Raw genomic sequence first — 26,653 nt, 5'->3', positions numbered from 1 at the left:
GTCAGCGACACAAGTCACCCAAGGCGATCACGATTACGGACGGACCCCGTGGGGCCGCAGCAAACGCATTCTCTTTCATCCGGACTATGACCGTCGGCTCTGGCATCTCACCAGATCTGCTGACCAAGCGTCCCGTTAGGGGCGCGTTGCGCTCGCGGGCTCGTGACACTGGGGCCACATACCGCCGGTGGGGAATTGCGCCCCGCCCTGAGAATGCTTGTACGTTGCCAAGGCGGGGGCAGGTCTGCAATACCAAAAGTGCGTTTGCAGTTTGGACCCTACGTTATGCACCCCAATCCCGTTTACCACGACGCCGACACCGCCAAGAACATCGCCTTTGCGCGCGACCGCAGTTTTGGTGTGCTTGCTGCCGCTGGCGACGATGAGCCATTGATGAGCCATGTTCCGTTTTTGCTGAACGAAGCGGGGGATCAGGCCGACCTGCATCTGGTTCGGTCAAACCCGATCGCGCGGGCGCTAACGTCGGCGTTGCCGGTGAAGCTCGCCATCAGCGGGGGCGACAGCTATGTTTCGCCCGACTGGTACGACATCGACGATCAGGTGCCGACGTGGAACTATGTGGCGGTGCATCTGTCCGGCACGCTGGAACTGCGTCCGCAAGAAGAGCTGCTGGACCTGCTGGATCGCCAGTCCGCCTGGTTCGAGGACCGTCTGCTGCCCAAGCCGCCGTGGACCACCGCCAAGATGAACCCCCTGACCATGCAGAAAATGATGCGCATGATCGTGCCCTGCCGGATGCGGATCACCGGCGTCGATGGCACGTGGAAGCTCAGCCAGAACAAACCGGACGCGGTGCGGCTTGCGGCTGCAGATGGCGTGGAGGCGCACGGCTTTGGCGCTGGAACAGGCACGCTCGCCCGCCAGATGCGCGCGGCCAAAGGCGCCTGATCAACAAGCGATTGCACAGGGCGCGGTTGACGGTGATAGTCCCCCTGAACCCTGAGGAGGAGACACGCATGAAACTATCCTATTCCCCGACATCGCCCTATGTCCGCAAAGTCATGGTGTTGCTGCACGAAACCGGCCAGCTTGAAGACCTCACGCTTGAGAATATCACGACCACGCCGCTTGCAGCTGATGCGGCGCTGCTGCCCAATAACCCGCTCGCCAAAGTGCCCGCGCTGGTGCGCGACGAGGGGCCGGCGCTGTACGACAGCCGCGTGATTTGCGCCTATCTGGACGATCGCGCAGGGGGCAAGCTGTACCCGACCGGCAGCCGCCGCTGGGACACGCTGACGCTCGAGGCGACGGCGGACGGCATTTTGGATGCGGCGTTGGCCATGGTGTACGAAGGGCGGATGCGTCCGGCGGACAAGCAGATGCCTGAATGGGTCGAAGGCCAGTGGGCAAAGATTGACCGCGCTTGTTCCGCATTGAACACGCGCTGGATCAGCCAGCTTTCCGGTCCGCTGGATATGGGGCAGATCGCGGTCGGTTGCGCCTTGGGATACCTTGATTTCCGGCATGACGCGCGCAACTGGCGCCAGGGCAATGACGCCCTGGCCGATTGGGCGCGCCGCTTTGATTCGCGGGCATCCATGCAGGCAACCGCCCCTCCGGCAGGATAAAAGCGCAAAAAATTCGATCTTCACCCTTGAAGGAATGCAACACTGCGACGGTTTGCGCGACAAAGGTATCTGGACGTGCGCGACGCAGCCCGCTAGTAACCAAAAGAATTGTGGGAGGTGCGTTAGCGCCGCCCCTTGATTTAATGGCCGTCAGGCCCTCGATTTGGAGTTAACCCGTGTCCCAAGCAGAAGATCACGCAGGCACCCGGAGGGATTTCCTCTACTACGCCACAGCTGGTACAGGTGCGGTCGCCGTCGGCGCTGCCGTCTGGCCTTTGGTCAATCAGATGAACCCGTCCGCAGATGTGAAGGCGCTGTCGTCCATCCGCGTCGATGTGTCCGCGGTCGAGCCGGGTACACAGCTCACGGTCAAATGGTTGGGTAAGCCGGTTTTTGTCCGCCGTCGCACCCAAGAAGAAATCGACGAAGCGAGATCGGTTGATCTGGCTGATCTGCCGGACGCAGGTGCAGAGAACAACAACCTTGCAAACGGTGCTGCCGCAACAGACGAAAATCGGGCGATGATTGGCAAGGAAGACTGGCTAGTCATGGTTGGGGTCTGTACCCACTTGGGTTGCGTTCCACTGGGCGACGCGGGTGACTTTGGCGGCTGGTTCTGCCCTTGCCACGGGTCTCACTATGACACTGCGGGCCGTATCCGCAAAGGGCCAGCACCGCGCAACCTGCTGGTGCCCGTCGCAGAATTCGTGGATGAAACCACGATCAAATTAGGTTAAGGGAGAACTGGAATGGCTGGAATTCCTCACGACCATTACGAGCCGAAAACAAACGGGCAAAAGTGGCTTCATAGCCGTCTTCCCGTTGTTGGGCTGCTGTATGACACTTTGATGATCCCGACACCGAAGAACCTGAACTGGATGTGGATCTGGGGCATTGTTCTGACGTTCTGTCTGGCGCTGCAAATCGTGACCGGCATCGTTCTGGCGATGCATTACACGCCTCACGTTGATGCGGCGTTTGCGAGCGTCGAGCACATTATGCGTAACGTGAACGGCGGCTATATGCTGCGCTACATGCACATGAATGGTGCCTCGTTGTTCTTTGTTGCGGTCTACGCGCACATCTTCCGCGGCCTGTACTACGGGTCGTATAAAGCGCCACGTGAAATCACCTGGATCATCGGCATGCTGATCTATCTTCTGATGATGGCAACCGGCTTTATGGGCTATGTTCTGCCTTGGGGTCAGATGTCTTTCTGGGGTGCAACGGTTATCACCGGTCTGTTCGGTGCGATCCCGTTCATCGGGGAAAGCCTGCAAACGCTTCTGCTGGGCGGGCCTGCGGTTGATAACGCCACGCTGAACCGCTTCTTCAGCTTGCACTATCTGCTGCCCTTCGTGATTGCCGGTCTGGTGATCGTCCACATCTGGGCGTTCCACACCACCGGGAACAACAACCCCACAGGTGTTGAAGTCCGTCGCACCAGCAAGGAAGACGCGAAAAAAGATACGCTGCCGTTCTGGCCCTACTTCGTGATGAAAGACCTGTTCGCGCTGGCCGTGATCCTGGTTGTGTTCTTTGCGATCGTGGGATTTATGCCGAACTATCTGGGCCACCCCGATAACTATATCGAGGCAAATCCGCTTTCGACGCCTGCGCATATTGTGCCTGAATGGTACTTCTTGCCGTTCTACGCGATCCTGCGTGCCTTTACCGCCGAAGTCTGGGTCGTTCAGATTGCGTCCTTCGTGACCGGTGGCATCATCGACGCCAAGTTCTTTGGTGTCCTGGCGATGTTCGGTGCGATTGCGGTGATGGCGTTGGTGCCTTGGCTGGACACATCCTCGGTGCGTTCGGGCCGCTATCGTCCCATGTTCAAATGGTGGTTTGCGCTGCTGGTGATCGACTTCTTCGCGCTGATGTGGCTGGGTGCCATGCCTGCGGAAGAACCCTATGCTAGCTTCTCTCTCATCGCGTCGGCCTACTGGTTTGCGTATTTCCTGGTGATCCTGCCGCTTCTGGGTGTGATCGAAAAGCCGGGCGCGCAGCCTGAAACCATCGAAGCCGACTTTGACGCGCATTACGCGCCAAAAACCGGCGGCACCAAGACGCTGGTCAAGCCAGCAGAGTAAGGACCATGACAATGATCAAGAAAACCTTCCTTTCGGCTGTTGTCGCCCTGGGCTTTGCAGGTTCCGCTGCTTTCGCCGCTGGTGGTGAAGCGCATATCGAAGACTTCGACTTCTCTTTCGAAGGGCCGTTCGGGGCCTTCGATACCAACCAGCTGCAACGCGGTCTGCAAATCTATACCGAGGTCTGCTCTGCATGCCACGGTATGAAGTTCGTGCCGATCCGTACCCTTGCGGATGATGGTGGCCCTCAACTTCCCGAAGATCAGGTCCGCGCCTATGCAGCGAACTTTGATATCTTTGACGCCGAGCTGGACGATATCCGCCCCGGCACGCCGGTCGACCATTTCCCTGGGTCTGCGCTGGAAACCGCGCCAGACCTTAGCTTGATGGCCAAAAAGCGCGCCGGTTTCCACGGGCCTTACGGTCTGGGGATCAACCAGTTCTTCAAAGGCATGGGCGGACCCGAATATATCGCGTCGCTTTTGACTGGCTACGAAGAAGCCCCAGCCTGTGCCCCCGAGGATTTCCCCGGCCACTACAACACAGCCTTCGCGAGCGGCGGCTTCCCCGAGTCCTGTAAGGACGAAGAAGGCCACGCCACAGTTGGCGGTAGCTGGATCTCAATGGCACCGCCGCTGTACGGCGATGACGTCACGTATAACGACGGCCACGAGTCCGATCTGCACCACGAAGCCGAAGACGTCGCGGCCTTCCTGATGTGGACAGCCGAGCCCAAGTTGATGGCACGCAAGCAAGCGGGTTTTGCGGGCGTTCTGTTCCTGACGCTTCTGTCGGTCTTGCTGTACCTGACCAACAAACGTCTTTGGGCCCCTGTAAAGCACAAGGAAGACTAATCGTCTTTCACACGGCTAACGACTGACAAAAGCCCCCCGGATCCTGTGCGATCCGGGGGGCTTTTCTTTGCGGCAAGGCGCAGGGCGCACCTGTGTGGCCTGCCGCCGCCGCCCGCATTGAAACCGCCCCGTTAGCGATGAAATCCCGCGACCCGATCCATTCTAGTAGCGCCAAAGCCTGCCAGCGCCATCATAACGGAATCGTTTGCCGGCCCGTAGACGGTGAGGCGCGCGGGTATAAAGATCTGCGTGAACCTTTCGGCAAAGCGCTCGCCGAACTGCGCGAAATGCGCCATCACGGCGGCATTATCGGCGTAACGTTCTAGCACGGTACAGCTGCGGCGGTCATCGGACATATAAAATTCACAGTGCAGCGTACGCGGTTCATCAACCAGCGCGGCTTTTGTGATGTCATCGAGCAGCGGCTGGACCTGATCGCCCTGACCATCCCGCACGTCCATCTCAAGGACCCATTCGATAATTTCGCTCATACTCACCCTTTCTCACTCGGGAATCATCCTAGTGGAGAAAGGTTTACAAACTGCGACGGCTCACACAGCCAGCAGATAGCCTTCTGTCTGGCCGGTAATCGTGGCGGCGATAATCGTGCCTTCGGTTTGGGGGGTGGCGAAATGGGTCTCGGTGAATTGCTCTGTCCGGCCCATCGTGGGGCTTTCCATCAACACCTGATGCGCGCGCCCTTGTTGGGCCGCAAGATGGCGGCTGACCTGGGCGTCGCCTGCAGCACGCAGCTGTGCGGCGCGTTCCTTGATCAGCGTACCGTTCACCGCGGGCATCCGTGCGGCTGGGGTGCCTTCGCGGGCGGAGTAGGGGAAGACGTGCAGCCAGGTCAGATCGCATTCCGTCACCAGCTTAAGCGAATTTTCGAACATAGCGTCGGTTTCAGTCGGAAAGCCGGCGATGATATCGGCCCCAAAAGTCATGTCGGGGCGAAGTTTGCGGGCCTCTTGGGCAAAGTTTATCGCATCGTCGCGCAGGTGCCGACGTTTCATCCGTTTCAGGATCATGTCGTCGCCATGCTGCAGGCTCAGATGCAGGTGCGGCATCAAGCGCGGTTCGGTGGCGATGGCCTGCATCAGGTTCTCGTCCACCTCAATGGAATCGATAGAACTGATTCTCAGACGCGGCAGGTCGGGCACCAGCCGCAGGATGCGCATGACCAGATCCCCCAGTCTGGGCGTCGCGGGAAGGTCCGCGCCCCAGCTGGTCAGGTCCACGCCGGTCAGCACGACCTCGTTAAAGCCCTTGTCGACCAGCCGCTTGATCTGATCCACGACAACGCCCGCAGGGACCGACCGTGAATTGCCACGGCCATAGGGGATGATGCAGAAAGTGCAGCGGTGGTCGCAGCCGTTCTGGACCTGAACATAGGCGCGGCTGCGCGTGCCAAAGCCGTCGATCAAGTGGCCTGCCGTCTCGGTGACCGACATGATGTCGTCAACCTGAAGCGCCTCTGTCTCGCCGATAAAATCAGCCGCGAGTCCCTGCCACGTCGCGCCAACCATCTTTTCGGTGTTGCCGATCACGACGTCGACCTCTGCCATCTTGGTAAAGGTATCCGGTTCGGTCTGCGCGGCGCAGCCGGTGACGATCAGCCGTGCGTTCGGGTTCGCCTTGCGCAGTTTGCGGATGTCCTGACGCGCCTTGCGTACGGCCTCGGCGGTGACGGCGCAGGTGTTGACGATCACCGCATCCTTCAGGCCCGCCTGCTCGGCCAGTTCCTTCATCGCCTCGGTCTCATAGGCGTTCAGGCGGCAACCGTGATTCGAAAAGATCGGGGTGCTCATGTCAGGCTTTCCAGAAAAGAAGGGGTCAGCACGCCGCTGAATACATGCGCCGACGGGCCGGTCATCCAGACGCCATCCTCGCGCCAGTCGATGTGCAGGGTGCCGCCGTCCAGATCGATGCGCACAGCACGCCCTGTGAGCCCTCTGCGCGCCGCTGCCACGGCCGTCGCACAGCTAGAGGAGCCGGACGCCAGCGTAATGCCCACACCGCGTTCCCACACGCGCATGCGGATATGATCGGGGCCGACAATTTGCGCGATCTGCACGTTGGTGCGTTCGGGATATAGCGCGTGATGCTCTATGCCGGGGCCAAAAGCGGCCAGATCAATCGCGTCCACATCGTCGACAAAGAAGGTGCAATGCGGATTGCCCATGCCGGTGGCCGTCGGGGCACCATCCATCGGCAACTCGAGCGTATCCATCTGGCGGGCCAGTGGAATTTCGTCCCATTCAAGCTGCGGGTGGCCCATGTTCACGGCTGTCAGCCCGTTCCCCGCGTCCCGCGCCGCCAGATCACCGCGGTCCGTGGTCAGGTGCAGCTGCGTCTTGCCGGTCTCGTCCATCAGGAAGCGCGCGATGCAGCGGGTGGCATTGCCACAAGCAGCAGAGGTGGACCCGTCGGCGTTAAAGAACGTCAGGTGGGCGTCTGCCGCGCCATCCGTGATAACTGCCAACTGATCAAAGCCCACACCGAACTGGCGATGCCCGATGGCCTGCGCGAGGGCAGGGGTTACCTCTGGAAGAGAAGGCACGCCTTCAGGTCCCACGTCCGGCACGCCTTCAGGTCCTGCGTCCGGCACATCTTTCTGGCGCGCATCCAGCACGACAAAATCATTTCCCAGCCCATGCATCTTCATGAAGGGCAAACCGTTGGTCAAATCACTATACATTCGGCGCATATAACGCGGCATTTGAAACTAATCCAGCTTGAGTGAAGTTTTTCGTACGTTTCTGCTTGACCCCAAGGCCACACCTTTCTAGTAAGCCGCCTAGTGGGCCTGTAGCTCAGTTGGTAGAGCAACTGACTTTTAATCAGTAGGTCTCCGGTTCGAACCCGGACGGGCTCACCACTACCTTTCCAGTTTGACTGGAACGAAAAAAACAGCGTCCCTCGGGGCGCTGTTTTTCGTTTCGGGGTAGGGAGTTAGAACTTAATCGCGATGGCCTTCAAAGGATTTCAGCGCGATCCCTGCCTCTTGCAGCGATGATTTAACCGCACGGGCAATATCGACCGCTTCGGGGGTGTCGCCGTGTAGGCAGATCGTGTCGATGGCCGCTGGGATCGTTTTGCCACCTTCGGTCAGGATCGCGCCGGCTTTGACCATTTTCACCATTCGCGCGCCCGCAAGCGCTGCGTCGTGAATCACCGCGCCGGGTTTAGAGCGGTCGACCAGCGTCGCGTCGTCGTTATAGGCGCGGTCGGCAAAGATTTCTCCGGCCCATTTGCAGCCAAGCGATTGGACCGCGTCCTGTTGCGCTGTGGCAGCCAGTACCATGACGATCAGATCAGGCGCGACGCTGAGCGCAGCCTCGTAAAGGTCTCGGGCCAACACTTCATCCTCTGACGCCATATTGGCCAGCGCGCCGTGCAGTTTCAGGTGACGGACCGAGGTGCCAAGGCTGCGGGCCATACCGACACTGGCGGCGACCTGATAGCGGACCTGATTTTGCAGCGTGGCCCGTGGCACCGACATGCGATTGCGGCCAAAGCCGGCCAGATCCATGAAGCCGGGGTGCGCGCCAATGCCGACACCGTTGTCGCGGGCCAGCGTCATCGTCGCTGACATCACATCGGCGTCGCCTGCATGGCCACCACAGGCGATGTTGGCAGAGCTGATGATTTGCAACAACGCGGCATCATCGCCCATTTTCCATGGGCCAAAGCTTTCGCCCATATCGGCGTTTAGATCGACGGTCGGCATTTAATGCTCCTCTTCAAAGGGGTTGTCGGTGGCAGAGATCGCACCGCCCACCAGCTGATAGGCCAGCAGGTTGCGGATTTTGGCGGGGTCGCGGATCAGCGGGGTGATCTGGCCGCCAAGCGCCTTGATGTCTCGACGGTGCTGCGTCTCGAGCGTGATGGCATCTTCGAGGGTGATGAATTCGAACTGGATCGCGGTGCCAGAGGCGGCTTGCGCCACGCGTGGCAGGTCGCGAGGAATGACGGTCCCGATACGAGGGTAGCCGCCGGTGGTCTGGCATTCGCCCATCAACACAAAGGGCGCGCCGTCGCCGGTGATCTGGATATCGCCGGGCACGATGACTTCGGACAGGATGGTCAGCCCGCCTTCGGCGCTGAAACCTGTACCGTCGTGATCCATGCGCACGCCCATGCGGTTGGCACGCGGATCACGGGTAAAGGCGGTGGTCTCAAAGCGTTGGCGTTCTTCGGCGGTAAAGTGATCGGTCTGCATGCTGGCCACGACGCGTACGGTGCCCCCGTCAAAGCGGCTGTCACGCGGCAGTTGCAGTCCCGTCTCGCGCGATTTGTCCGCCCCAAGGAGGAGCGCGTCGCCCGCGGCCAAGGGCTGCCCAAGACCGGCGCTCAGGTGGCTGGCACGGGCCCCCAGCAGCGTATCAGAAGCGATGCCCCCACCCACATGTAAATAGCCATAGGTGCCGCCTGTGGTGCCGCCGATGGTCAGCTTGGCCCCTGCGGGCAGCATGTGGCTGGCGTTCCAGACGATGGCATCGCCATCGATGCTGGCGGCCATTGTGGCCCCTGTCAGCGCGATGCGGATGTCGGCGTCAGCGGTAAAGGTCCCGCCGGTGCCCGTCATCTCTATTGCAGCAAGGTCGGGGGACTGGCCCAGCAAGGCGGCCCCCTCGTAAACTGCAACAGGATCAGCGGCCCCGCCCTTGGTCAGCCCTTGGGCACGCCAGCCGGGTCGGCCCATATCCTGTATCGTCAGGGCGGGGCCGGCCTGGGCGATGGTGAGGGTCACGGTCATGCCAGTACCTCTGTCTCTGCACCGCCCTGGCCGGTTTCATCCGCCGCGGTGATCTTGTCGTATTCGGCGCGCGATATGGAGGGAAAGCACAGCTCGTCCCCCGGTGACAGGGCAAAGGGCGTGTCACTGCGCGGGCGGAACGTTTTGAAAGCGGTCTGCCCGATGTGGCGCCATCCGGTGGGGGACGCGTTGGTAAAGATGATGAGCTGTCTGATCGCCACAATCAGCGCGCCGGCGGGGACGGATTTTGTCAGCCCCTGTTGGCGCGGAATATCCCAGTTCTGCGGCAGCTCGCCCATATAGGGCTGGCCGGGGGCAAAGCCGATGGTCAGCACCCGCACGCGCGCCTGCGACAGCTGCGCAATCGCCGCGTCGGGGTCCAGCCCCGCAAGCTCAGCCGCTTCTTCAAGTTGCGGCGCAAGATCGGTGCCATAGACCGTGGGCACATGCCACAGCGTCCGCCCCGTCGGCAGGTCAGAGGTGTACCAGTCACGCGTTGCCAGCAGGTCTTGAAGCCGGTCCAGCATGGTGCCCACTGACACGGCGACCAAATCGATCTGCAGGAAGGTGGACACCAGCGAGGTGCTCGTCTCTGTCACCTCGGGCCAGTCGGCGGCGTCCACGGCGGCGCGAAACGACAGGGCAGCGCGGTTCGCGGGCTCTGACATCGTGTCGGCAAAACGCACCAGCACACCTGATAGGCCAACGGTCTGGATCAGGGGGAAGTCGGTCATTGCGGCACCTGCCTTAGGTTGTCGGGAAGCCATGTCGCGATGTCGGGGAAAAAGATCAGGACAAAGACCATCACCACCATGATCAGGAACATCGGCAAGGCGGCTTTGGTGATATATCCCATCTCGTGATCCGTCATGCCTTGGATAACGAAAAGGTTGAACCCGATCGGCGGCGTGATCTGCGCCATCTCGACCACGACCACAACAAAGATACCGAACCAGATCAAGTCGATCCCCGCACCGCGCACCATAGGTTCGACCACAGCCATCGTCAGCACGACCGACGAAATACCATCAAGGAACATGCCTAGCACGATATAGAACACCAGCAGCGCCATCAGCAGTTGAAAGCGCGTGAGTTCAAGCGCGGCAATCCCGTCCGCCAGCGCACGCGGCAGGCCGGTAAAGCCCATCGACAGCTTGAGAAAGGCCGCACCTGCAAGGATCAGCGCGATCATCGCAGAGGTGCGCATTGCGCCCATCAGGCTTTCTTGAAAGCTGGTCCAGTTCAGTGACCCCTGCATCAATGCCAGCGCCAGTGATCCCAACACGCCAATAGCAGCGGCCTCTGTTGCGGTGGCGTAGCCTAGATACATCGACCCGATCACCACCGTGATCAGCCCAAAGACCGGCAACAGAAACCGCGAGTTGCGCAGTTTGGCGGCAAAGCTCATCCCCGTCTCGACGTCGGGGTTCCAATCCTTCGAGGTCAGCGCGATAAAAGCGACATAGGCCATGAACATCAGCGCCAGAATAAGCCCCGGCAGGACGCCAGCAAAGAACAGTTCGGTGATGCTTTCGTTCACGGTCACGCCGTAAACGATCAACGCCAGCGACGGCGGGATCATCAACCCAAGGGTCGCGGCACCAGCAAGGGTGCCGATGATCATCTTTTCAGGATAGTTACGCGCGCGCAGTTCGGGGATCGACATCTTGCCCACGGTCGACAGCGTCGCAGCAGAGGACCCCGATACGGCGGCAAAGACCGTGCAGCCGACGATATTGGTATGCACCAACCCGCCCGGCAATTTTGCCAGCCACGGCGAAAGCCCTTTGAACATATCCTCGGATAGTCGTGTCCTGAACAGAATTTCGCCCATCCAGATGAAAAGCGGTAGCGCGGTCAGCGTCCACGAGCTGGACGAGGCCCAGATCGTCGTGACCATGGCATCGCCAACGGGGCGGGTGGTAAACAGCTCCATCCCGAACCAGGCGACGCCCATCAGCGCCAGACCGACCCAGACGCCGGAGCCCAGCAAGAACAACAGGACGGTGATAAATAGAATGATCGCGTAAAGTTCCGTCACAGCGTCACTCCCCAAAACTTTGATCGACAAGATCGCGGGTGAGACGGTGTTCGCCTTTTACGATCAGATAGAGCAGGTTATCGGTCAGCGCGACGGCAAGGATACCGCCGCCCACAACCATCACCGACTGCGGTATCCACAAGGACGTGGCGTCTTGTGCCTGACTGACTTCGTTGAACTTCCATGACCAGTAGACGAACCAATAGGCATAGTAGGTGAAATACCACGCAATCGCCGCGGCAAGGCCGAAACACCAGATTTCAAGCAGCCGTTTCGGGCCAGCGGGCAGGGCGTTCAGCAGCACCGACACGCGGATATGCGCGCCACGGTTCAGCGCGTTGGCAAAGGCAAGAAAGCTGGCGGCGGCCATCGCATAGCCGGCATAGCTTGCCGCACCGGGGAAAACCTCGCCGGTCCATCGTGCAATCATCTGCACCACGATCAGCAGCAGGATCGCGACAAGACTGACGGCAGCCAAGGCACCAGATGCGAAATAGATGAAATCAAGCAGGCGTCGCAGGATGTTCATGGGAAAGGTCTCCGGTTTGGCGGATCGCAGGAAAACGGCGGCACCTGTGTGGGGTGCCGCCGTTCGCTGATTTACTGCATGGATTTGTAGCTATCGACGATCGCCTGACCGTCCTCGCCCGCATTTTCCAGCCATTCGGAGGTCATGGTGCCGCCAATGTCGCGCAGGCCGGACATCAGATCTTCGCTGGCGGGTTCCACGGTCATGCCGCCTTCGCGCAGCCCGTCATAGGTGAACTGTGTATAGTCCTTGGAGGCTTGCAGCCCGCGCGTTTCCGCATCGCTGGCACAGGTGGTGATGATGGATTTGTTCTCTTCCGAGACATCGTTCCACACGTCGTTGTTGACCATGATGTAGTTGCGCGGCAGCCAAGCGTCGACCTCGTAGAAATGCGTCAGGCTTTCCCAGACTTTCTGGTCATAGCCGGTCGCACCGGACGAAATCATGGATTCCGCAACGCCGGTGGCGAAGGCTTGGCTTAGCTCGGCGGCTTCGATGGTGACGGGCAGCATGCCTGTCAGCTCTGCCAGACGGCTGGTCGCGTTGTTGTAGGACCGGAACTTGACGCCTTTCATGTCCTCGACTGTGTTGACCTCTTTCTTGAAGTACAGACCCTGTGGCGGCCATGGCACGTTATAAAGCAGGGTCAGGTTCTGCTCTGCAAGCAGCTCTTCGATCTTGGGTTTGGCGGCTTGCCACAGTTTGTCAGACGCCTCGAAGGACGGCGCAAGGAACGGGATCGAGTCAAAGCCGAAGATCGCGTTTTCGTTCTGGTGACCCGACAGGATGCGTTCGCCCAACTGGACCTGACCTGTCTGAATCGCGCGTTTGATATCGGCACCCGCGATCAGCGACCCGCCGGAGTGTACGGTGATCTCGATTTCGCCTGCGGTGCCTTCGGTCACGCAGTTGGCAAATTCAACGCCGTTCTCGGAATGGAAGTTCGATGCCGAATAGGCCATCGGCATGTCCCATTTCTCAGCCGCGAAAGCGGGCAGGGCGGTGGTGACCGTCAGGGCGGCGGTCGCGACGCCTGTCATCAATGTGGTGGTCCGTTTCATGTGGTTCTCTCCTTGTTGGAATGTCTTTGGCTTGCGGGGTTAGCCCCTGCTAAACCGTTGCGGTGCATAGGGCTGCAGGTCGGTGTTGACGGGTTGCCCCATAACCAATCCTGCGACGAGGCGGCCTGTTTTGGGCCCGCCTGTCAACCCGATGTGGTGATGCCCAAAGGCGGTAAAGACCCGGCTTGTGCCAACCTGTCCGATCAGGGGCAGGCTGTCGCTGGGGGCAGGTCTGTGCCCCAGCCATTCGATTTCACGCGTGGCAGTCAGCTGGGGAAAGGCGGCCTTGGCCTGTCGCCGCAGCAGCGCCAGCGGTGCTTTGGACGGGGCTGCGTCAAGTCCGCCGAACTCTAGGATACCCGCGCAGCGTAGGCCCTGCGCCATGGGAGTGGCAACGAATTTACCGCTGGCGATCATCACGGGGCGCGCGGGAACGCCCGTCGCCCCCTCGAATATCACATGATAGCCGCGTTCGGTTTCCAGCGGGACATTCAGCCCCAGCTTGGCCATCAGCGGTTTTGACCAGACGCCGGTGGCAAGCACGACATCATCACAGGCCACGCGGCCTTGGGTTGTCTCTATGCCGCTGATCGCGCCGGCTGAGAGGTCAAAATCCTTGACCTCGGCCTGCATGATTGTGCCGCCGCCCTGTTCAAAGGCCTGTGCCAAAGCGGTCACATATCCGCCGGGGTCGCGGATAAAGCCGTGGTCCTTCATGGTGGCAAGCAGGTGAATGTCCGGCCCAAGGGTCGGTTCATACTCGCGCACCTGCCCGCCTTCGATCAGATCGGGCGTAAAGCCGGCATCCGCCCGCAGCGCCCAGGTATAGGCCTCGGCGTCAAAGGCCGCGCGGTTGCGATAGGCAAAGACATAGTCGCTGTCTGTCACCCAGTCGGACAGGCCCAGATCGGAGGTCAGGCTTTTGTGCTGGTCGACACTGTCACCCACGATAGGCGCAAGACCCTGCGCGATCCGGCGGGTGTCCCGGTCGTTCGCCACACGCAGATACTTGCCCAGCCACGGCAACAAGCGCGGCAGATAGGACAGGCGCAGATAAAGCGGCACATCGGGGTTCAGCAGCATCGCGGGCGCTTTGGCAATCAGGCCGGGCGCAGTGACGGGTGCGACGGCACAAGCGGCCAGCACGCCCGCGTTCCCATGCGACGTCCCTGTGCCCGGTGCCGCGCGATCAATGATCGTGACCTGCGCGCCTGCGCGTTGCAGCCAGATCGCCGATGACACACCGACGATACCCGCCCCCACGACGACCACATGGCGTGTCATGGGCGACCCATCGGATGAAAATAAAGGCGGTGCGGCATGGTTCTTGATTCCTTTCCGCTTACTTTGGCAGGGAAAAGCAATACGTCAACAAAATGTTTACAAATTGTCATCGTTGGTGCGTGCGTAGGCATGTACCGCCAATTCGTTCATCGAAACGGAGTGGTTTAACGGAGCCAGCCGTCTTCGAAGGCGATCTGACTGACGCCAGCCAGACGGACAATACGGGCCAGTTCAGCCTCTAACGCGGCCTGTTTGCCTTTGCCCCACCGCGTGCACGGCTCTGGCCAAAGGGCGCGTACCACCAGCGTATCGCGGTCGCGGTGCGCCTTCATGTCCACGCGGGCGATGATGCTGTCGCCTTGCAGGATCGGGAACACATAGTAGCCATAAACCCGTTTTGGTGCGGGGACGAACATCTCTATCCGGTAGCGAAACCCGAACAGACGTTCGGCGCGTTTGCGATCGCGCAGCGCAGGGTCAAAGGGGCTCAGCACCCGCAGCCGTGCGGTCGGAGCCATGTCTATCGCGGGGTCGCTTGCCAGACCGGGACGGGCATAGCTGCGATGAGGCGTGCCGTCGGCACCCGCGATCTGGACCTGCTCAATCCGACCGGCGGCTTGTTCACGCTGGACCCAGGCTTTCGCCTCTGCGGGGGTAATATGTGCCCAAAACGCCGCCAGTTCGCCCGGTGTGGCAAAGCCCAAACGGTCCAACGCCCCGGTGCAGCACCAGTCGATGGTCTGCGTCTCATCCGGTGCCTGTGACGGGTCGCATAGCGCGGCGTCAATTACCCGCTCTGTCAGGTCATAGCGTTTCTGGAAACCGTCGCGCCCCACCACGCACAGCGCCCCTGCACGCCACAGATATTCCAGCGCGGTCTTTGACGGATGCCAATCCCACCACCCGCCATTTGAGCGCGGTTCGTCCTGTCCAACGTCAGACGACGACACCGGACCATCTGACCGGATCTGGTCCAGCACGGTTTGGAACCGCCCTTCGAAATCATGTTTGTGCCAGTTTTCGTACCGCTTGCGCAGCATCTGCGCGTCGCGCTGCCGGCGCAATTCCCAATAAGGGTAAAAGCCCATCGGGATCACAGCGGCGTCGTGGGTCCAGTGTTCAAACAGCGCGCCATCGCGTTCATACAGGTTTTTCAGCGCCTGCGGACGATAGCGTTGCCGGCGCGAAAACAGGATCAGGTCATGCGCTCGCGCCACTGTGTTAATGCTGTCCAGTTGCACAAACCCCAAGCCGCGGATCAGCTGCAACAGGGCATCCCCGCCGGCGGGGCCTTGCGGCGCATCGCCGAGCAAGTGACGGTGCAAAAAGATGCGACGCGCGTCACGATTGCCAAGCGTGGCGAGGGTCATACCTTGCGGTTGCGGCGCAGTGTATCCCCCAGCGACAAGGTGGGTGTCAGGGTGATTTGCGTTTGCAGATCCGGGTCCGGTTCATCCAGCGTATCATTCAGGATAATACGCGCAGCGGCCTGTCCGACCTCAAGCCGGCAGGCGTCCATCGTAGCAAGCTGGCGGGGCAGACCCTGCAAAAGCTCCACGTTGTTAAAGCCGGCAAGGCCAATCTGGCCCGGAATATCAATGCCCTGATCGATCAGATACAACAGCCCGCCTGCGCCGATCATGTCGTTTGAATAGTACAGGAAATCCAGTTCGGGCGACCGCTCGAGCATGTCTTGCGTCATCTCGCGCCCCTTGGCCAGTGCGGAGCCGCCGGAATAGAACGCGCGGTCCTCTATCTCTATTCCTGCTTTGGCAAGCCCTTCGGTGAACCCTTCGAACCGTTTACGTGCGCGGTGGTCCAATGGCATCTTGGTGCCCATGAACCCGATATGTTCATAGCCTTCCTTGAGGATCGCCTTGGCCATCTCCTGCCCTGCACGGCGGTGCGAGATGCCGACCATCGCATCAATCGGACGTCCGTCCACGTCCATGATCTCGACCACGGGGATGCCCGCGTTCTTGAGCATGGCACGCGTCGCCTCGGAATGTTCCAGTCCCGCGATGATCACGCCCGAAGGCCGCCAGGACAGCATTTCGTACAAAACGCGCTCTTCTTTTTCGGGCATATAGTCCGTCACGCCCACAACCGGCTGCAACGGCGTGTCTTCCAGCACCTGATTGATGCCGTTCAGCACCTCGGGGAAGACCATGTTCGACAGCGATGGAATGATCACAGCGACCAGATTGACCCGCTGGGAGGCCAGCGATCCGGCGATCTGGTTGGGCACGTATCCCAGTTCCTTGGCCGCCGCCAACACCCGCCGCCGCGTCGCGTCTGAGACATCGCCGCGTTTTCGCAGGACCCGGCTGACCGTCATTTCCGACACCCCGCAGGCATCGGATACATCACGAAGGGTCAACGGGCGTTTCGGAGGCTGTGTCAAAGGCGCTTGTCCTGCTTGAAAGTGGTATTCTATCAACAGCGTAGTGCGTCCCATGATCACAGGCAATCACCATATCAAGCACCCCGCCTCAGACCTGCCGAGATGTCCGGTTCTGTGACTGGATCACCACCGCATTTTGCGCTAAGTCAAACCCGTGGCCCCGTGGCTCAACTGGATAGAGCAGCCCCCTCCTAAGGGGCAGGTTATTGGTTCGAATCCAATCGGGGTCACCATTGCTGCCTGCGTGCCAATGGTCAGGGCGGGTGCGGGTTTCACGAAATTTAGGGAAAGTGCTGTGCGGCGGCGTCTGATGCGTCTGGCTATAACGAAGCCGCTTTCGCGATCGCGGCGGTGCAGCGGGGATCGGAGTAGCCCCGCCGGTGGTCCGGCAGGGCTGCGTTCTTTGTCTTACAGGCTCGCGTCGAGCGCTGCGAGGATAGCGTCGCCCATTTCCGAGGTCGAGATAGGGGAGCCGCCTTCGGGGCCCATCAGGTCTGCGGTGCGGGCACCATCAGCAAGAACCTGTTCGACGGCTTTTTCCAGACGCGCGGCTTCATCGCCTTGGTCGAAGGAATAGCGCAGCGCCATGGCAAAGCTGAGGATACAGGCGATGGGGTTCGCCTTACCTTGGCCCGCGATATCGGGGGCAGAGCCGTGGACGGGTTCGTAAAGCGCCTTGGGGCGGCCATCGGCATTGGGCGCACCCAGCGAGGCAGAGGGCAGCATCCCCAGCGAGCCTGTCAGCATCGCAGCACAGTCGGACAGGATGTCGCCGAACAGGTTGTCGGTGACAATTACGTCGAACTGCTTGGGCGCGCGGACCAGCTGCATCGCGCCGTTGTCGGCGTACATGTGGGACAGCTCGACATCGGGGTAGTCTTCGTCATGCACTTTTTGCACGACTTCGCGCCACAGGATGCCGCTTTCCATGACGTTGGCTTTCTCCATCGAGCAGACTTTGTTGCCCCGACGACGCGCCAGTTCAAAAGCCGACCGCGCAACGCGGTCAATCTCGGATTCGGTGTAGCGCTGTGTATTGATGCCGACGCGCTCGTTGCCTTCCTCGAAAATTCCCCGCGGTTCGCCAAAGTAGACGCCGGATGTCAGTTCGCGCACGATCATGATGTCGAGCCCGGCGACGAGGTCTTTCTTCAGCGATGAGAAATCTGCCAGCGCGTCAAAGCATTGTGCGGGACGCAGGTTCGAGAACAGGTCCATTTCCTTGCGCAGACGCAGCAGGCCGCGTTCGGGTTTGACGCTGAAATCAAGCGCGTCGTACTTTGGCCCACCGACGGCACCAAGCAAAACAGCGTCCGCCGCCAGTGCTTTGGCCATTGTGTCGTCATGCAGGGGCGTGCCGTGCTTGTCATAGGCGGCACCGCCAACCAGATCGTGATCCACGTCAAAGGCCAGATCGCGCTTGTCGCCAAACCAGTCGATGATGCGGACAACCTGGCCCATGACCTCGGGGCCGATGCCGTCACCGGCGAGGATTAGCAATGTGGGGTTGGCCATGCGATGTCTCCTGAAAAATACGTTCACAGCGGCGTAGCGCGGGGAGGGGGAGGGGTCAAGAACGGCTAGCGGTCAAGATCGGCCCAGACCAGGCCGTGACGGCTGGCAGCGGGGTCACGCGCGACGCCGGCCGCCACAACGCGCCAATCGGTCGAGGGCAGCAGATAGTCGACGCGCATGTCCCCCAAACTGTCGAAGGTGACGGTGGGTTGATCCGCCAGCGGGTCTTGCAGGGCGGGGTGATCCAGCAGGGTCTGGATTGCGGTTTTCAACCCTTCGCCTTTGGTCGGATCGAGGTTTGCATCCCCTAACAGGACAACGCGTTCGTTTGGCGGTGGACCAAAGGTGCCTGCCAGATAGTGATCCCAAAACAGAATTTCATCATGGTTGCGTTTGCCGTTTCGGTCCTCTGGTCCATCGAACACAGGGGGCGTGGCATAGAAGGTCAGCAAGGTCACGGGCGGCTGATCGGGGATGGCGATCGGTACGACCCACGCGCCGTGCGACGCAAGGCGCTGCACCTGTTGCACTGCATCAGAGGGGAAGGGGCCATTCTTTGTTCGGGGCAGCAGCGCATCGGGCAGGTCGCGCCACAGAAATGCGGTATGATCCTGCACGGCAGGGTTCAGCACAGGATAGCGCGACAGGATCGCCATCGCGCCCGCGCCAAAGAACCGCCCATACCCCTGACCATCGCGTGCGCCGCCTGTTTGGCCATCACCATCCATATCCAGCCCTGTGGGGCGTCCGGCATTGGGGGGCAGCGCGAAACGATGGGGGTAGACGGGACCCCTTGCGCCAAGCACATCTGCGAAAGCACCAAGCGTGGTCCCGTCGAGGTCATAGTCGATGCCTTGCAGCACGATGATATCGGCAGAGACATCCGCCAGCAGACGCATCACGGCGCTGATCTGTGGGTCCGACCCTTTGGCCAGATCCCGCAGCAGCAGACCTGGTCCGGCGCGCGATAATTCGGTGTTAAAGGTGGCGATGCGCAGCGGGTCCGCGTTGGCGGCTGTCGCGGCTAGCAGGGCACCCGCGATCAGGCTGGCTGCAAGCCGTGGTCCTTTTCCGCGTCGTCGGCATAGGCGCGACGGCGTTTCTCTTCGATCATCTCGGCGATCTTGCCCATGGCAATGCCGCGCATGATGATACTGGCAGGAAGGAAGGCCCATGCGGCGACTGTCCAGATCTGGGTATGCGGGTTCTGCAATGTAATCGGGTCTAGCAGATCAGAGGCCGCTTTGACCACCGCGGGGATCAGGAAGGGCAGCAGGAAACCAAGCGCGATATTGATCCGCGCATCCCGTTGCAGCCGATAGATGACGTCTCCGCCCGCTGTTGGGTCAAACAGCGGCAGGTTCACCCAGACGTTAAAGGCCCCCTGACGCACAGGCCAGTTCATGATGCGTACCAGCACCAGAAACGCGCCCATCGAGATCAGCGAGATCAGATAGGCCATGCCCGCCGATGTGCGCACCGACGCGACCAGCGCGTCGCTGGCGTTTTCGGGCAGCATCAGCACGATCATACGCACGGGTGAGAAAGGAAAGTCCATCGCGTTGCCGAGGATCGTCCCGATAGAGGTCATCGCCCCGCCCAGAACCGACGGGCTGACCTTTTGCTTCAGGATCAGCGTCAACACGATGACCGTCACCAGCAGGCAGACATAGCGCAGCCGGTTGAACGGCGCGGCATCGCGAAATTCGATGATGCTGGGGAAGTTGGAATTGTATTCGATAAACGTGAGGAAACAGGCAATCAGCGCCACCAGCATGGTGATCTGACTGGCATCATTAAGCATAGCGGGTAACATGAGGGCCGGCGTTGCGATCAGCAATGCCACCAGAATGCCACGCGCTGCCGCGCCGGATATACGTGCAATCACAAAACTACCCTTCCAAACTGGCCAGCCACGATACTTTGCCGCGTGCTTGTTCCAACTTGATGCCCTCGGGTGTCGAAGGCCTGCCTCAGAATTGCCTCAATTGTGTCTTCTTTCGCCACATTCCTCAAGAGGATTCCTGACAATGGCGATGGACCTGAGGCAATTAGGGCGCAGGTATGGTGCGGTATTGCATCATTGCTGCGGCGCAAATGACGCTACCCACGATATGTTGTGGGCGTTCACACGACGCCCACAACTATTTATAGCTCTCAACCCACGGTTAGGTCAAGCCAGCGGCCCCAGGGGGCCGCGGCCAAAGGTTTTACACCCAAGGACGCGCCTGTGCGGCAGCAGATTCGAAGCTGTCGATCGAAGCCGCTTTTTCCATGGTCAGGCCGATATCGTCCAGACCGTTCATCAAGCAGTGCTTTTTGAACGCGTCGACCTGGAAGGTGAAGACGTCGCCATCGGAACTGGTGATCGTCTGCGCCTCAAGGTCCACCTCGATCCGCGCGTTGGAGCCTTTTTCGGCGTCTTTCATCAGCAGATCGACCTGTTCTTGCGGCAGGGCAATGGGCAGGATGCCGTTCTTGAAACAGTTGCTGTAAAAGATATCCGCAAAACTGGGCGCAATCACGCAGGTGATGCCAAAATCGGCAATCGCCCAAGGCGCGTGTTCACGCGAAGAGCCACAGCCAAAGTTATCGCCTGCGACCAGAATCTGTGTTTCGCGGTATTGCGGCTTGTTCAGGACGAAATCAGGCACTTCGTTGCCGTCGCGGTCATAGCGCATCTCGTCAAACAGGTTCACGCCAAGGCCCGACCGTTTGATTGTTTTCAGGAACTGCTTGGGGATGATCATATCGGTGTCGATATTCACCATCGGCATGGGGGCCGCGATCCCGGAAAGCTTGTCGAATTTATTCATTGTCTTGTTGTCCTTTGATCTGCTGGCCGCTTACGCGTCAAGCTGGCGGATATCGGTCAAACGTCCGGTGAGCGCTGCTGCGGCAGCCATCGCGGGTGACATCAAGTGGGTGCGCCCCTTAAAGCCCTGACGGCCTTCGAAGTTGCGGTTGGATGTCGATGCGCAGCGTTCGCCCGGTGCCAGTTGGTCGGGGTTCATCGCCAGACACATCGAACAGCCCGCAAGCCGCCATTCAAAGCCAGCGTCCTTGAAGATATCGGCAAGGCCTTCTTCTTCGGCTTGTGCCCGCACCAACCCCGAGCCGGGAACGATCATGGCACGCATGCCTTCCTTGATCTTCTTGCCCTTCAGGACTGCCGCGGCAGCGCGCAGGTCTTCGATGCGGCCGTTGGTGCAGGACCCGATGAACACGGTGTCGATCTCGATATCCGTCAACGCCATGCCTTCGGTCAGACCCATGTATTCAATCGCGCGTTTCGCCGCGTCGACCTTGCCGCCGGTAAAATCAGATGCGGCGGGCACTTTGGCGGTGATCGGCAGAACGTCCTCGGGCGAGGTGCCCCAAGTCACGGCTGGCGCGATGTCTTCACCCTTGATGGTGATGACCTTGTCCCAATGCGCGTCGTCATCGGAATACAGCGTTTTCCACCAGCCCATTGCGGCTTCCCACTGGGCACCTTTGGGCGCGTGGGGGCGGCCTTTGCAATATTCAAACGTCTTGTCATCTGGCGCAATCAGGCCAGCGCGCGCGCCGCCTTCGATCGCCATGTTGCAGACGGTCATGCGGCCTTCCATCGACAGATCACGGATCGCTTCGCCGCAATATTCGATGACATAGCCGGTGCCGCCTGCCGTGCCGGTTTCACCGATCACGGTCATGGTGATGTCCTTGGCAGTCACACCGGGGGCAAGCTTGCCGGTGATCTCGACCTTCATGTTCTTGGACTTTTTCTGGATCAGCGTTTGCGTCGCCAATACGTGTTCGACCTCAGAGGTGCCGATCCCGTGGGCCAGCGAGCCGAACGCGCCATGTGTCGCCGTGTGGCTGTCGCCGCAGACAACGGTCATGCCGGGCAGGGTCCAGCCCTGTTCCGGGCCAACGATATGCACGATGCCCTGACGCACGTCGGACACGGGGTAATAGTGCAGCCCGAATTCCTTGGCGTTGGTATCAAGGGCCGCAACCTGAACGCGGCTGTCTTCGGTCATTGTCGCAGCGTTGGCGCGGTCCAGTGTGGTCGGCACGTTGTGATCGGGCACGGCGATTGTCTGGTCGGGGCGGCGCACGGTGCGGCCCGTCATCCGCAGCCCTTCAAAGGCTTGCGGGCTCGTCACTTCGTGGACGAGGTGACGGTCGATGTACAAAAGGCAGGTACCATCGTCGGCTTCGTGCGCGACATGGGCATCCCAGATTTTATCATAGAGCGTTTTGGGGGACATGTGGTCCTCTCCCGTATGTTATGTAAGCAAGGTATTGGGGTGTACGAAAGACGAGCGCCAAGGCGCAGGCAGGCGTTTATAGTCGCGCCAGCACAGTGTGGGTTGCCCCATAAAAGCGTTCGCGCAAACGGGCGCGGTCGCAGATGTTGAACAGATCGTCTGAAACATGTGTCATAGCGGCTTTGCTAGCCGCTTTCGCCCCTGTGATCAAGGTGTGTGACGGCGCAGGGCGGTGGCAGGGCTGCATCGGATTGCATGCTTATACGTCGGGGCGGGGATCGGTTCTTGCGCGGTGCTCGGGATTGTCCCACCATTGCAGCGCGGTATATGTTTCCTGCTTAGAAAGTTCACGATGACCCCAGACCCTTTTGCCCACTTCCTTGAAAGCATTCAGGCGTTGATAACGGGGGGCATCGGGCTGGCAGAGAGTCTGATGCAACCCGGCTGGCGGCAGTATCAGATGTTTATCCTGCTGGGGTTGGCGCTGGTATCTTGGGGGCTGCATCACGCGTCGGGCAGCTGGTTGCAAAACTGGGTCCGCTCGCGCGAGGGGTGGTCGAAATGGCAGCTGCGCATGGTGGTGCAGGTCAAACGCCGGCTCGGGTTGATGTGGTTCGCTGCATTGGCGGGGGCGGTGTATCTGGTGATGCAGAATATCACTTGGCCGTCGCGGTCCTATCTGATCGGTATATTCGCGACGCTGGTTGCGGTTTGGGTCTGTATCGCCTTTGCCGCGCGTCTGGTGCGCAACCGACCCATGCGGCGTCTGGTGACATGGGGGCTGTGGATCTATGCTACGCTCTATGCGCTGAACGTCGTCGATGATGTCTCGGCGTTTCTGGATTCTGTTGCCCTGTCTGTCGGTGATTTCCGCCTGTCGCTGCTGACCGTGATCACAGCGCTGGTGGTGATCGGCCTGTTCTTTTCTGTGGCGCGCATCATCAGTCAGACCAGCGCGGCCACGATCCGCAAGAACGAAGACATCAGCCCCTCCATGCAGGTGCTGGCGGTCAAGGGGGTTCAGCTGACCCTCTACGGCGTTGCATTTTTTATGGGCGTCAAGGCGGTCGGGATTGATCTGACCGGCCTTGCGGTGCTGTCGGGGGCGATCGGTGTAGGCCTTGGTTTCGGTCTGCAAAAGGTCGTGTCGAACCTTGTGTCGGGTATCATCATCCTGATCGACAAATCCATCAAGCCGGGGGATGTGATCAGCCTTGGCGATACCTTTGGGTGGATCCAGACGCTGGGTGCGCGCTATGCCTCCGTGGTGACACGAGACGGCAAGGAATACCTGATCCCGAACGAAGACCTGATCACCGGGCAAGTGGTGAACTGGTCCCATTCCAACGATTTTGTGCGGCTCGATATCTATTTCGGCACGGCCTACGACGATGATCCGCATGTGGTGCGCAAGCTGGCCGTGGATGCGGCGAGTGGGGTAGATCGGGTGCTGAGCTTCAAGGCTCCAGTCTGTCACATCGTTGGCTTTGGCGACAGCAGCGTCGACTATATCTTGCGCTTCTGGATCAAGGACCCGACAGGCGGGCTGACCAACATCAGGGGGAATGTCTATCTCGCGCTGTGGGATACGTTCAAAGAGAACGGCATTTCCATCCCCTTCCCGCAGCGCGAGGTTAAAATGCTGGATGACAGCAAGCTGGCCTTGTCGCGCATCACACCTGAAGGTCCTGCTGACGGGGGCTAAGGCCAGCAGCGACAAAGCGGTGCGAGGCTTTGGCTGCAACGGGAATCAGTCGTGAATGGCCGTTGTCAGGGTTGCGCTGTGATAGGGCGGGCGCAGGTGGCCGTTGGTCTTTTTTGATAAAGAGCTGAGACCGCAGGTCTTCTGTGAGGCCCAGCAGGTTATACAGGGCGCGTAAGGTGTGGATCGTCAAACGCTGGGGGCTATGCGGCGGGGAGCGTCATGGCATGATCCGGCAAAGCGTTACCAGAAAAGAAAATTTCCCGCGGAACACGGCCCTTGCCACTATATGCGCATGCTCGGTTCCTTCACGACCTTGCGCGCCGTGCTGCTTGAGTTGTGCAGCGGACAAAGCGCCAGTCGTGACAGTAAAGAGCCAGTAAATGCCTGTTTGGCCTGCTTGTCATTGAAATTTCACTTCGGCACGCCTATTCTAGGACATCCCCAGCGCCGGGGGACTGTCGGCGCGTCTAAAGGAGGACAATGTCCTGTCAACGCTTTCAAATGCAGTTCCGACTGCTACCCCGCAGGCAGCCCTGATGACTGCTGAACAAAACACTGCCACAAGCGACGCCTTGCTGGCTTCAATTCTTTCCCAGCTCGACGACGATAAAGCCGAAGAAATTGTGCAGATCGATCTGCGCGGCAAAACGGCAATCGGCGACTATATGGTCGTGTGCTCGGGCCGGTCTTCGCGTCAGGTTTCTGCAATCGCGGAAAAGCTGGCACAGATGGTCAAAGATGACTATGGCCGTTCGCCCAAGGTCGAAGGCAAGGAAACCGGTGATTGGGTTCTGATCGATACTGGCGATGTGATCGTTCACGTGTTCCGCCCGGAAGTCCGTGAATTCTACCAGCTGGAGAAGATGTGGATGACCACAGAAGCCCCAGCCGTGATGCCGCATTAAGGCCGCCTTTGCGGTAGGCTTCATGCGTGTTCACATTTGTGCGGTCGGGCGCTTGCGCGCCGGACCGGAAAAAGACCTCATTGACGATTATCTAAACCGGTTTGATCGAACCGGTCGCGCGCTGGGCCTTGGGCCCGCGCGCGTGATCGAGGTTGAGGATAAGAAAAACGGTGGCATGCCCGCCGAAGCGGCTTTATTGCGCCGCGCCATTCCGGCAGGGTCACTGATCTGTGTAATGGACGAACGTGGCCGCGTCGAAAGCTCGCCCGGCTTCGCCAACCGTCTTGGTGGCTGGCGCGATCAAGGGCGGGGCGATCTTTGCTTTGTCATTGGGGGCGCAGATGGGATCGATAAGGAGCTGCGGCGCGATGCGGATCACGCCTTGTCATTCGGCAAGATGGTCTGGCCGCACATGATGGTGCGAGTCATGTTGACAGAACAGCTGTATCGCGCGACCTCTATCCTGTCGGGTGGACCATATCACCGCATTTAGCGGGCCGTGGACCTTACTTGATCTGAACTTTTCTGATCTTTTTGCCCCAACCGGATTGCGTTTCGCGCACCTGTACGCGGACTTCGGTCGTGCCTGCAGGCAGTTCGACGCCGGACAGCGACCGTGTCAGCGGCTGCTCCTCTACATGAGGGTGGATCAGCTCGCGGATCGCCAGCTGATTGCCGTCGGTATCCAAAATGCGCCAAGCGTCGGAAAAGTGATCCCAGCCAGTATCGCCATGGCTGATGGTCACGTCGAATTTATACAGGCCGCCCTCTTTCGAGACGCGAACCGAATTAATCGCAGCAGGGTCGGCCGAAGCGACCTGTGCTGCAATCAGCAGCGGGATGGAAAGGATCAATTTGTTCATGACTACACCAATGCCTCAAAACAAACATATAGACTAGCCGTCCTCACTTTCCAATAGAATGCGTCTTGACAGTGACGTGAATTCGCGGCGCCAGATGATAACAACTGTGACAATGGCGGCAATGATCAGGGGGATCGGGCCGATGATCCATCCCAGACTAGCCAGTGCGAAATAAAGCGACCGTAACCCCCGATTGAAGCTGCGGGCGGCTGTGATGTTGATCTCGGCTGCTTTGGATGCCAGTGGCCGTGCGCGGCGGTCATTCGGGTCGTTGGGAACGGCGGCCATCAAAACAGAGCAGTACCCGAATAGCCGGTTTGACCAGACGAATTTCAAAAAGCCGTTGGTCAAAAAGAACAGCGGCAACAGCATTTTGAATTCCCAGACCACGGTTGGCAGGTCGGTCAGCGCAAGGTCTGCGACCACGGTGGACAGCCGTTCACTATTGCCCAACAGCGCCAGCGTCCCACCCAGTGCGATCATGCTGGTCGAGGCAAAAAACGCCGTGCTTTGGCGCAGCGTGCTGATCATCTGTGAATCAAAGATGCGCGGTTGTCGGGTGACCATCTGGGTCATCCACTCGCGCCGGTATTGCGCCATGATCAGCGACACTGACGGCTTCGCGGGGTTTGAGTGTTCGATGCGCCAACCAATGGCGAGCCAGGCGCAAAAGATTATCGCCAAAGCGGCATAATCCAGCGGTTGAAACAGGGCGATGCGATCCATCCAAGTCATGCTAAGCTGCATACGCCGACTGGTTCTGTGTTGCCAACGCTATTAATTGGTCATAATATT

The 26,653-nt window shown here is 59.9% G+C and carries 28 protein-coding genes, 2 tRNA genes and 1 riboswitch; of the genes, 10 read left to right on the top strand and 20 right to left on the bottom strand.

The genetic code is table 11. From position 1 onward, the window contains the following. Positions 1–63 precede the first annotated feature (63 nt). Positions 64–219: riboswitch (FMN riboswitch) on the bottom strand. Positions 220–285: 66 nt separating this feature from the next. The 5 genes from BLQ98_RS01585 to BLQ98_RS01565 all read left to right on the top strand — a co-directional run bounded on the left by BLQ98_RS01585 (position 286) and on the right by BLQ98_RS01565 (position 4,536). Beyond that, on the top strand, positions 286–909 hold the full coding sequence (locus BLQ98_RS01585; protein WP_093731596.1) for an FMN-binding negative transcriptional regulator: 624 nt from the start codon (positions 286–288) through the stop codon (positions 907–909). Positions 910–977: 68 nt separating this feature from the next. Continuing rightward, the gene (locus BLQ98_RS01580) at positions 978–1,589 is read left to right on the top strand and encodes a glutathione S-transferase (protein ID WP_208596002.1); all 612 of its coding nucleotides are present in this window, start codon (positions 978–980) and stop codon (positions 1,587–1,589) included. 176 nt (positions 1,590–1,765) lie between these two features. After that, complete coding sequence (gene petA, locus BLQ98_RS01575) at positions 1,766–2,326, top strand: ubiquinol-cytochrome c reductase iron-sulfur subunit (protein ID WP_093731594.1); 561 nt, start codon at positions 1,766–1,768, stop codon at positions 2,324–2,326. Between the two features lie 12 nt (positions 2,327–2,338). Continuing rightward, positions 2,339–3,682, top strand: a complete 1,344-nt coding sequence (gene petB, locus BLQ98_RS01570; protein ID WP_093731593.1) for a cytochrome b — start codon at positions 2,339–2,341, stop codon at positions 3,680–3,682. A 5-nt stretch (positions 3,683–3,687) separates the two neighbouring features. Beyond that, positions 3,688–4,536, top strand: coding sequence for a cytochrome c1 (locus BLQ98_RS01565; protein WP_093731592.1), 849 nt, complete (start codon positions 3,688–3,690; stop codon positions 4,534–4,536). 131 nt (positions 4,537–4,667) lie between these two features. On the opposite strand, the gene BLQ98_RS01560 is transcribed toward BLQ98_RS01565, so the two are convergent. From BLQ98_RS01560 to dapF, 3 genes are read right to left on the bottom strand one after another with little or no spacing between them, the layout of a single operon-like run. Beyond that, the gene (locus tag BLQ98_RS01560) at positions 4,668–5,027 is read right to left on the bottom strand and encodes a putative quinol monooxygenase (RefSeq protein WP_093731591.1); all 360 of its coding nucleotides are present in this window, start codon (positions 5,025–5,027) and stop codon (positions 4,668–4,670) included. Between the two features lie 60 nt (positions 5,028–5,087). Then, positions 5,088–6,344: a tRNA (N(6)-L-threonylcarbamoyladenosine(37)-C(2))-methylthiotransferase MtaB gene (gene mtaB / locus BLQ98_RS01555; RefSeq protein WP_093731590.1), complete on the bottom strand. Its 1,257-nt coding sequence runs from the start codon at positions 6,342–6,344 to the stop codon at positions 5,088–5,090. Continuing rightward, complete coding sequence (gene dapF / locus BLQ98_RS01550; RefSeq protein WP_093731589.1) at positions 6,341–7,234, bottom strand: diaminopimelate epimerase; 894 nt, start codon at positions 7,232–7,234, stop codon at positions 6,341–6,343. Before dapF ends, mtaB begins: the two co-directional genes overlap by 4 nt. A 104-nt stretch (positions 7,235–7,338) precedes the next feature. Here dapF and BLQ98_RS01545 point away from each other — a divergent pair. Beyond that, positions 7,339–7,414: transfer RNA gene (locus tag BLQ98_RS01545), tRNA-Lys, on the top strand. A gap of 81 nt (positions 7,415–7,495) precedes the next feature. On the opposite strand, the gene BLQ98_RS01540 is transcribed toward BLQ98_RS01545, so the two are convergent. The 9 genes from BLQ98_RS01540 to BLQ98_RS01500 all read right to left on the bottom strand — a co-directional run bounded on the left by BLQ98_RS01540 (position 7,496) and on the right by BLQ98_RS01500 (position 16,614). After that, positions 7,496–8,266 (bottom strand): LamB/YcsF family protein, encoded by a 771-nt coding sequence (locus tag BLQ98_RS01540; RefSeq protein WP_093731588.1) that lies wholly within the window; start codon positions 8,264–8,266, stop codon positions 7,496–7,498. Beyond that, complete coding sequence (locus tag BLQ98_RS01535; protein WP_093731587.1) at positions 8,267–9,295, bottom strand: 5-oxoprolinase subunit C family protein; 1,029 nt, start codon at positions 9,293–9,295, stop codon at positions 8,267–8,269. Then, complete coding sequence (locus BLQ98_RS01530) at positions 9,292–10,029, bottom strand: 5-oxoprolinase subunit B family protein (RefSeq protein ID WP_093731586.1); 738 nt, start codon at positions 10,027–10,029, stop codon at positions 9,292–9,294. Before BLQ98_RS01530 ends, BLQ98_RS01535 begins: the two co-directional genes overlap by 4 nt. Next, a complete protein-coding gene (locus BLQ98_RS01525; RefSeq protein ID WP_093731644.1) occupies positions 10,026–11,336 on the bottom strand; it encodes a TRAP transporter large permease in 1,311 nt (436 codons plus the stop codon). The genes BLQ98_RS01530 and BLQ98_RS01525 overlap by 4 nt, the downstream gene beginning before the upstream one ends. Positions 11,337–11,340: 4 nt before the next feature. Beyond that, positions 11,341–11,865 carry a TRAP transporter small permease gene (locus BLQ98_RS01520; RefSeq protein WP_093731585.1) on the bottom strand — a complete coding sequence of 175 codons (525 nt, stop codon included), beginning with the start codon at positions 11,863–11,865 and terminating at the stop codon, positions 11,341–11,343. A gap of 71 nt (positions 11,866–11,936) precedes the next feature. Beyond that, on the bottom strand, positions 11,937–12,926 hold the full coding sequence (locus BLQ98_RS01515) for a TRAP transporter substrate-binding protein (protein WP_093731584.1): 990 nt from the start codon (positions 12,924–12,926) through the stop codon (positions 11,937–11,939). 39 nt (positions 12,927–12,965) lie between these two features. Further along, a complete protein-coding gene (locus tag BLQ98_RS01510) occupies positions 12,966–14,210 on the bottom strand; it encodes an NAD(P)/FAD-dependent oxidoreductase (protein WP_093731583.1) in 1,245 nt (414 codons plus the stop codon). Between the two features lie 164 nt (positions 14,211–14,374). Beyond that, the gene (locus BLQ98_RS01505; RefSeq protein WP_093731582.1) at positions 14,375–15,580 is read right to left on the bottom strand and encodes a winged helix-turn-helix domain-containing protein; all 1,206 of its coding nucleotides are present in this window, start codon (positions 15,578–15,580) and stop codon (positions 14,375–14,377) included. Continuing rightward, a complete protein-coding gene (locus tag BLQ98_RS01500; protein ID WP_093731581.1) occupies positions 15,577–16,614 on the bottom strand; it encodes a LacI family DNA-binding transcriptional regulator in 1,038 nt (345 codons plus the stop codon). Before BLQ98_RS01500 ends, BLQ98_RS01505 begins: the two co-directional genes overlap by 4 nt. A gap of 156 nt (positions 16,615–16,770) precedes the next feature. Between BLQ98_RS01500 and BLQ98_RS01495 the strand changes: the two genes are divergently transcribed. Beyond that, positions 16,771–16,847 (top strand) — tRNA-Arg (locus BLQ98_RS01495). A gap of 175 nt (positions 16,848–17,022) precedes the next feature. Here the strand turns inward: BLQ98_RS01495 and leuB are convergent. From leuB to BLQ98_RS18355, 6 genes are all read right to left on the bottom strand, one after another. Beyond that, on the bottom strand, positions 17,023–18,129 hold the full coding sequence (gene leuB, locus BLQ98_RS01490) for a 3-isopropylmalate dehydrogenase (protein WP_093731580.1): 1,107 nt from the start codon (positions 18,127–18,129) through the stop codon (positions 17,023–17,025). A gap of 65 nt (positions 18,130–18,194) precedes the next feature. Then, the gene (locus BLQ98_RS01485) at positions 18,195–19,160 is read right to left on the bottom strand and encodes an endonuclease/exonuclease/phosphatase family protein (RefSeq protein ID WP_414718547.1); all 966 of its coding nucleotides are present in this window, start codon (positions 19,158–19,160) and stop codon (positions 18,195–18,197) included. An 11-nt stretch (positions 19,161–19,171) separates the two neighbouring features. Beyond that, positions 19,172–20,017 (bottom strand): hypothetical protein, encoded by an 846-nt coding sequence (locus BLQ98_RS01480; RefSeq protein WP_244148358.1) that lies wholly within the window; start codon positions 20,015–20,017, stop codon positions 19,172–19,174. Positions 20,018–20,339: 322 nt separating this feature from the next. Continuing rightward, the gene (gene leuD, locus BLQ98_RS01475) at positions 20,340–20,945 is read right to left on the bottom strand and encodes a 3-isopropylmalate dehydratase small subunit (RefSeq protein ID WP_093731578.1); all 606 of its coding nucleotides are present in this window, start codon (positions 20,943–20,945) and stop codon (positions 20,340–20,342) included. A gap of 30 nt (positions 20,946–20,975) precedes the next feature. Further along, on the bottom strand, positions 20,976–22,385 hold the full coding sequence (gene leuC, locus BLQ98_RS01470) for a 3-isopropylmalate dehydratase large subunit (RefSeq protein WP_093731577.1): 1,410 nt from the start codon (positions 22,383–22,385) through the stop codon (positions 20,976–20,978). Positions 22,386–22,461: 76 nt separating this feature from the next. Continuing rightward, positions 22,462–22,560, bottom strand: coding sequence for an isopropylmalate isomerase (locus tag BLQ98_RS18355; protein ID WP_206338723.1), 99 nt, complete (start codon positions 22,558–22,560; stop codon positions 22,462–22,464). A 177-nt stretch (positions 22,561–22,737) separates the two neighbouring features. Between BLQ98_RS18355 and BLQ98_RS01465 the strand changes: the two genes are divergently transcribed. From BLQ98_RS01465 to rlmH, 3 genes are all read left to right on the top strand, one after another. Next, positions 22,738–24,090 carry a mechanosensitive ion channel family protein gene (locus BLQ98_RS01465; RefSeq protein WP_093731576.1) on the top strand — a complete coding sequence of 451 codons (1,353 nt, stop codon included), beginning with the start codon at positions 22,738–22,740 and terminating at the stop codon, positions 24,088–24,090. Between the two features lie 536 nt (positions 24,091–24,626). Beyond that, entirely contained in the window at positions 24,627–24,995 is a 369-nt protein-coding gene (gene rsfS / locus BLQ98_RS01460; RefSeq protein WP_093731575.1) for a ribosome silencing factor, read from the top strand. A 22-nt stretch (positions 24,996–25,017) separates the two neighbouring features. Then, positions 25,018–25,488 (top strand): 23S rRNA (pseudouridine(1915)-N(3))-methyltransferase RlmH, encoded by a 471-nt coding sequence (rlmH, locus tag BLQ98_RS01455; protein ID WP_093731574.1) that lies wholly within the window; start codon positions 25,018–25,020, stop codon positions 25,486–25,488. A gap of 13 nt (positions 25,489–25,501) precedes the next feature. Here the strand turns inward: rlmH and BLQ98_RS01450 are convergent, their stop codons facing one another. Together BLQ98_RS01450 and BLQ98_RS01445 are read right to left on the bottom strand one after the other, a co-directional pair. After that, on the bottom strand, positions 25,502–25,858 hold the full coding sequence (locus BLQ98_RS01450) for a hypothetical protein (RefSeq protein WP_093731573.1): 357 nt from the start codon (positions 25,856–25,858) through the stop codon (positions 25,502–25,504). Positions 25,859–25,891: 33 nt separating this feature from the next. Further along, positions 25,892–26,593: a DUF599 domain-containing protein gene (locus BLQ98_RS01445; RefSeq protein ID WP_093731643.1), complete on the bottom strand. Its 702-nt coding sequence runs from the start codon at positions 26,591–26,593 to the stop codon at positions 25,892–25,894. Between the last annotated feature and the right edge of the window lie 60 nt (positions 26,594–26,653).

The sequence above is a fragment of the Sulfitobacter litoralis genome, assembly GCF_900103185.1.
In the GTDB taxonomy this organism is placed as follows: domain Bacteria; phylum Pseudomonadota; class Alphaproteobacteria; order Rhodobacterales; family Rhodobacteraceae; genus Sulfitobacter; species Sulfitobacter litoralis.
This window is presented reverse-complemented; position numbering and strand designations above follow the sequence as displayed.